Genomic DNA, 2,380 nt, shown 5'->3' with positions numbered 1-2,380 from the left:
TCGTGCAGCGGCTGGAAGCTGCCGCCGTGCCCGCCGACGCCGAACTCGTAGGCGGTCTCTGCGTGCAGGCTCAGGTCCACACCGACAACTTCCTGTTCCTGGGAAACCCGGAAGCCCATGAGCTTGTGGATCGGGAAGGCAATGATGAAGGTCATCATGGCGGTGAAGACGATGGCCATCATTGCCGCGAGGGTCTGGGCGACCAGCTGCGTGGTGCCGCCGCCGTAGAACAGGCCTGCGGCGCCCTGGGTCGGGGTGGCAAGGAAGCCGATTGCGACCGTGCCGACAACACCGGAGACGAGGTGGACGCCGACGACGTCGAGCGAGTCGTCGTAGCCGAACTTGAACTTCAGGCCGACGGCGAGCGCCGAAGCCACACCGGCCACGACGCCGAGGGCGATCGCACCCAGCGGGGAGACGTTGGCGCAGGCCGGGGTGATGGCGACCAGGCCGGCGACCACGCCGGAGGCGGCACCGAGGGAGGTCGGGTGACCGTCGCGGAAGCGCTCCACGGCGAGCCAGCCGAGCATGGCTGCGGCCGGGGCGGCCAGGGTGTTGATCCAGATCAGGCCGGCCTGCTCCACCGTCGCGGCGGCACCGGCGTTGAAGCCGAACCAGCCGAACCACAGGATTGCGGCACCGAGCATGACGAACGGAATGTTGTGCGGGCGGTGGTTCGGGTCCTTGCCGAAGCCTTTGCGGTTACCGATGATCAGGACCAGGATGAGGCCCGCGACGCCGGCGTTGATGTGGACCACGGTGCCGCCGGCGAAGTCGATGACCGGCGCGAACGTCTGGCCGAACCAGCCATTGGCGGAGAAGAGTCCGCCGCCCCAGACCATGAAGGCCATCGGCGCGTAGACCAGGGTCGCCCAGATGGGGGTGAAGACCACCCATGCGGAGAATTTGGCGCGGTCGGCGACCGCTCCGGAAATCAGGGCCACCGTGATGATCGCGAAGGTGGCCGCGTAGCCGACCTTGAGCAGGTCGGCCGGCTCGGTGAAGTTGTGCAGGCCGAAGTGGCTGAACGGGTTGGCGAAGATCTGGTAGAAGTTGTCTTCGTTGGTCGTAGCCATCGAAGCGCCCCACAGGATCCACATGATCCCGACGGTTCCAATGGCGACGAAGCTCATCATCATCATGTTCAAAGCCGACTTGGCGCGGGTCATGCCGCCGTAGAAGAATGCCAGGCCCGGGGTCATGAACAGCACGAGTGCCGCGGCGACCAGGAGCCAAACGAGACCTGCGGTGAGTTCCATGGTCTACGTCCTCTCTTGCTATTAGGTGCGGAGTAGTCCGCCGGTCCCAACGCATTTATTTGCGTTCTAGAAAGAGTTTCGCGGGGCAGTGTTTCGCTGGCGGAGGATTTACATTGCCGGGTTGTTACAAGAACCTCCCGGACGTAAATGGTGCATCTCACACTTGTTACGGTTATGTTTCAGCGGATTATTCCCGCACTTGTTGGACCCGCCGCCAGCCGGCACCGCATCTTCCCAAGGACGAACGCATTATGAGCAAGACCTCCCGCCCCGCCGGCGACGCCGCAGCCAAGGTCCCTTCCCGGGCTGCGGGCCGTTCCCGGCTGCCCCGGGACATCAAGGTGATGCTGGTGGCGGCCTTCCTGATTGCGATCGGCTTCGGCCTCGTGGCACCGGTTCTGCCCCAGTTCGCCACCACGTTCGACGTCGGGGCGACCGCGGCGGCGGTGATTGTGAGCATCTTCGCTTTCATGCGGCTCGTCTTCGCACCGGCCGGCGGTGCCCTGATCGTGAAGCTGGGCGAACGTCCGGTCTATGTGGCCGGGCTGCTGATCGTCGCGGCGTCCACGGCCGCCTGTGCTTTCGCCCAGAATTACTGGCAGCTGCTGGTCTTCCGCGGCCTCGGCGGGGCTGGTTCGGTGATGTTCACGGTGGCGTCCATGGCGCTCGTGGTCCGGCTCGCGCCGCCGGAAAGCCGCGGCCGGGTCTCCGGGGCCTATGCCTCCGCCTTCCTGATCGGCAACGTCTGCGGCCCCATCGTCGGCGGGATGCTCGCCGGCTTCGGATTGAGGGTGCCGTTCCTGGCCTACGCGGCGGCCCTGGTGCTGGCCGCCGTCGTGGTGCAAACCCAGCTCAGCCATGTCCCCGCCGCCTCGCGGCGCCCCGGCGCCACGGCCCCGGCGATGGAACTGAAGGACGCGCTGCGGGACAGCGCCTACCGCGCCGGCCTGTTTTCGAGCTTTGCCAACGGCTGGGCCACCTTCGGGGTGCGGATGGCCACAGTGCCGCTCTTCGCCGTCGTGGCGCTCGGCGCCGGTCCCGAATCGGCCGGCTGGGCCCTGGCGGTGTTTGCGGGCGGCAACGCGGTGGCACTGACGTTTTCCGGCCGGCTCGCGGACAGC

Annotated in this window: 2 protein-coding genes; one reads left to right on the top strand and one right to left on the bottom strand. The window is 66.8% G+C overall.

All coding sequences use genetic code 11. The annotated features are described in order from the left end of the window. The coding region (locus Y706_RS25235; protein ID WP_043436061.1) for an ammonium transporter at positions 1-1,259 on the bottom strand (1,259 nt) is incomplete at its 3' end. A 251-nt stretch (positions 1,260-1,510) separates the two neighbouring features. On the opposite strand from Y706_RS25235, the gene Y706_RS25230 reads away from it, so the two are divergent. Next, a partial coding sequence (locus Y706_RS25230; protein ID WP_043436097.1) for an MFS transporter occupies positions 1,511-2,380 on the top strand: 870 nt, incomplete at its 3' end.

The sequence above is a fragment of the Arthrobacter sp. I3 genome, assembly GCF_000520575.1.
In the GTDB taxonomy this organism is placed as follows: domain Bacteria; phylum Actinomycetota; class Actinomycetes; order Actinomycetales; family Micrococcaceae; genus Arthrobacter; species Arthrobacter humicola_A.
Note: the sequence above shows the minus strand (reverse complement) of the source record. Positions and strands in the feature narration are given on the sequence as shown.